Here is a 3,821-nt window from a genome sequence, read left to right as displayed (position 1 = left end):
CCTGCGCACCGACCGCATCGATCTCTATCTCTTGCATTGGCCCGGCAGCGTGCCATTGACGGAAACCGTCGCGGCCTTCGAGGCCCTGAAAAAGGCCGGCAAGATCCGCCACTGGGGCGTCAGCAATTTCGACACCGACGAGATGGAAGAGCTGATCGGCCTGCCCGATGGCGGCAATGTCCAGACCAACCAGGTGCTCTACAATTTGGTCCGGCGTGGCCTCGAATTCGATCTGGCGCCCTGGAGCCGGCAGCGCGGCATCCCCTTGATGGCCTATTCTCCGGTCGAGCAGGGTGCGTTGGCGCGCAATGCCAGGCTCGAAGCCATCGCCGGGCGCCACAATGCGACCCCAGCGCAAATCGCCCTGGCCTGGGTGATGCATCAGGAGGGCGTCATCGCCATCCCGAAGGCCAGCAGCGAGGAGCATGTCCGCCAGAATGTCGCTGCGCTCGACATCAAGCTTGCGCCGCAGGACATCGCCGATCTCGACCGCGCCTTCCCGCCACCAGCGCGCAAGCGCGGGTTGGAGATGATCTGACTACGTCCCCGCCAACCCCTTCAGCCGGTAGAGCGCTTCCAGCGCCTCGCGTGGCGTCATTTCGTCCGGGTTGATGTCGCCGAGTGCCGCCCCCAGCGCGTCGCTCTTGACCGGCTTCGGCGCTTCTCGCTTCACCGCCACCGAAAACAATGGAAGATCGTCGACCAGCCGGTTGGTCTTGCCCGAAACTTCGCCCTCTTCCAGTTGGTGCAGCACTTCCTTGGCCCGGTCGACCACCGCTTCCGGCAGGCCGGCCAGCCGCGCCACCTGCACGCCGTAGGAGCGGTCGGCGGCACCCTTGCCGACCTCGTGCAGGAAGACGACGTCGTTTTCCCATTCCTTGACCCGCATGGTGACGTTGGAGAGACGCGCCAGCTTGCCGGCCAGCGAGGTCATTTCGTGGAAATGGGTGGCGAAGATTGCCCGGCAGCGGTTCTTCTCATGCAGATATTCGACCGCCGCCCAGGCGATCGACAGGCCATCGAAAGTGGCGGTGCCGCGGCCGATCTCGTCGAGGATCACCAGTGCGCGCTCGCCGGCCTGGTTGAGGATCGCTGCCGTCTCGACCATCTCGACCATGAAGGTCGAGCGGCCGCGCGCCAGATCGTCCGAGGCGCCGACACGCGAGAACAGCCGGTCGACGACGCCGATATGGGCCGATGTCGCCGGCACGAACGAGCCGGTCTGGGCCAGGATGGCGATCAGCGCGTTTTGCCGCAGGAATGTCGATTTACCGCCCATGTTCGGGCCGGTCAAAAGCCAGATCGCGCCGTTCCGGGCAGCTCCCTCCGGCGACAGGTCGCAATCATTGGCGACGAACGGGCCTTCGCCGGAGCGGCGCAAGGCCTGTTCGACCACCGGATGCCGCCCGCCCGTAATCTCGAAGGCAAGGCTCGAATCCACCACCGGCCGGCACCAGGCTTCGCTTTCCGACAGAAGCGCGAGCGCCGCGGAGACATCGAGCACGGCCAGCGCATCGGCGCCGGCACGGATCTTCTCCGCTTCGCCGACCGCTTCCGTCGTCAGCGCCTCGAAGGCGGCCAGTTCGATGTTGAGCGCCCGGTCGGCGGCATTGGCGATCTTGGTCTCGAGCTCGGCAAGCTCGGTCGTGGTAAAGCGCATGGCGTTGGCCATGGTCTGGCGGTGGATGAAGCGCGCCTTGGCGCCATCGCTGCCGGTCATCACAGCATGGTGGTTGGCGGTCACCTCGATATAGTAGCCGAGCACATTGTTGTGCCGGATTTTCAGCGAGCGGATGCCGGTCTCGTCGATCAGCGAGCGTTCCAGCCCGGCGATCACCTTTCGCGATTCGTCGCGCAGCGCCCGCATCTCGTCGAGATCGGCATGGTAGCCGCCACGAACGAAGCCGCCGTCGCGCTTGAGCAGCGGCAGTTCGTCGCCAAGTGCCTGCATCAGATGCTGCGAAAGCGCTTGGGGCAGTGCATGGATGGCGGCCAATGCCGCCGCAAGTTCCGGGGGCAGGGCGGTCGCGGCAAAGATTTCGGCGATCGCGCCTGCCGCCTCGAAGCCGGCGCGCAGCGCGCCAAGGTCGCGCGGCCCACCCCGGTTGAGCGCCAGCCTGGACAGCGCGCGGGGCATGTCGGCAACGCTCTTCAGGCTCGACCGCACCGCCTGGCAAAGTCGCGTTTCGGAACGAAAGAACGACACTGAGTCCAGCCTGGCGCCGATCGCCGCCGGGTCGGTCAGCGGCGCCATCAGCCGGTCGGCGAGCAGCCTTGCGCCGCCGCCGGTCACCGTGCGGTCGATCGCCTTGAACAGCGAGCCTTCGCGGCTGCCCGACAGCGTGCGCAGCAGTTCCAGATTGCCGCGTGTCGCCGGATCGATGAACAGGGTCGAACCCTGCTCCTCGCGTTCGGGCCGCGACAGCGGCGGGCGCTCCGCTTTCTGCGTCTTCTCGACATAGGCAATGGCGCCCGAGATCGCCGACAGTTCGGCGCGCGAAAAGGCGCCAAAACTGTCCGGCGTCGCCACATCGAAGAAGCGGGCGATGCGCCCTGTCGCCGACGCCGAATCGAACAGTGACGGTGGTTGCGGGCTGGCGACGCGGCCGAGCACGTCGAACACCGGCTTCAGCTCCGGATCGTGGAACACTGGCTCGGCAACGATCAACTCACGCGGATCGACACGGAAGATGTCAGCCAAAAGCCGGTCGGCGGTGGTGTCGGTGACGCGGAAGGCGCCGGTCGAGATGTCGATCCAGGCCAGCGCAAAGGAGTGGTCCGCTCCGCCTTTCACCCGCCCCAGCGCCATCAGGAAGCTCGATTCCGACGGCGCCAGCAATTTGTCCTCGGTGATGGTGCCTGGTGTCACCAGCCGCACCACATCGCGGCGCACCACCGATTTGCCGCCGCGTTTCTTCGCCTCGGCCGGATCCTCGATCTGTTCGCAGACGGCAACGCGGAAACCCTGGCCGATCAGCTTCTGCAGATAGTCGTCAGCAGCATGCACCGGCACACCGCACATCGGAATGTCGAGCCCTTGATACTTGCCGCGCTTGGTCAAGACGATGCCCAGCGCCCGGCTTGCCTTCTCGGCATCGTCGAAGAACAGTTCGTAGAAATCGCCCATGCGATAGAACAGCAGCGAATCCGGGTTTGCCGCCTTGATCTCGATGAATTGCTCGATCATCGGCGTGGCGCCGGCGTGGGCGGTCGGCACCGGCGTCATCGCCTCGGGGGCGTCTGGCTCGTTCGGGCTGTGCATGTTCATGCGCCGCACGCTAGCAGATGTGATCGCGCGGTTTAATGCCGGGGCTTCGAAAAACAGGGGACGACCGGGACGGCAGGATGCCCGCAATCGCGCGTACCAACCGCGATTCCGCACGCTGGCAGTTTACACGCGGCGGCGCGTGGTCTTAATTCGGTCCGACACAAAGCACCCGCTTCAACGAGGTGCTGCACCGGTGAGGAAATCAAGTACATCATGGCCAGGAAAACCGAGAACAGCGGTCCGTCCGTCAGTGCGCAGGAAGCGCTCGAATTCCACGCCATGGGTCGGCCGGGCAAGCTGGAGGTCGTCGCCACCAAGCCGATGGCGACGCAGCGCGACCTCAGCCTCGCCTATTCGCCTGGTGTCGCGGTTCCGGTCCTGGCCATCGCCGAAGACCCCTCGCGCGCCTTCGACTACACGACGCGCGGCAATATGGTCGCAGTCATCTCCAACGGCACAGCCATTCTCGGTCTCGGCAATCTCGGCGCGCTGGCCTCCAAGCCGGTGATGGAGGGCAAGGCGGTGCTGGTCAATCGCTTCGCCGATTTCGATT

The 3,821-nt window shown here is 65.5% G+C and carries 2 protein-coding genes and 1 pseudogene; 2 read left to right on the top strand and 1 reads right to left on the bottom strand.

The genetic code is table 11. The annotated features are described in order from the left end of the window. Window positions 1–538 (top strand): aldo/keto reductase (locus tag EOA22_RS27000; protein ID WP_164755857.1); only part of this gene is annotated, 538 nt, incomplete at its 5' end. Here the strand turns inward: EOA22_RS27000 and mutS are convergent. Beyond that, window positions 539–3,268 (bottom strand): DNA mismatch repair protein MutS, encoded by a 2,730-nt coding sequence (gene mutS, locus EOA22_RS26995; RefSeq protein WP_063169906.1) that lies wholly within the window; start codon window positions 3,266–3,268, stop codon window positions 539–541. 213 nt (window positions 3,269–3,481) lie between these two features. Here mutS and EOA22_RS26990 point away from each other — a divergent pair. Continuing rightward, window positions 3,482–3,821: pseudogene (locus tag EOA22_RS26990) on the top strand (NADP-dependent malic enzyme); the annotation flags it as partial.

Origin of the sequence: Mesorhizobium sp. M7A.F.Ca.US.014.04.1.1 (assembly GCF_003998745.1) — a bacterium.
Classification (GTDB): domain Bacteria; phylum Pseudomonadota; class Alphaproteobacteria; order Rhizobiales; family Rhizobiaceae; genus Mesorhizobium; species Mesorhizobium ciceri.
Note: the sequence above shows the minus strand (reverse complement) of the source record. Positions and strands in the feature narration are given on the sequence as shown.

Coding starts and splice junctions, on each gene's coding strand:
- mutS (WP_063169906.1), bottom strand. CDS start 3,268: ATGAACATGCACAGCCCGAACGAGCCAGACGCCCCCGAGGCGATGACG.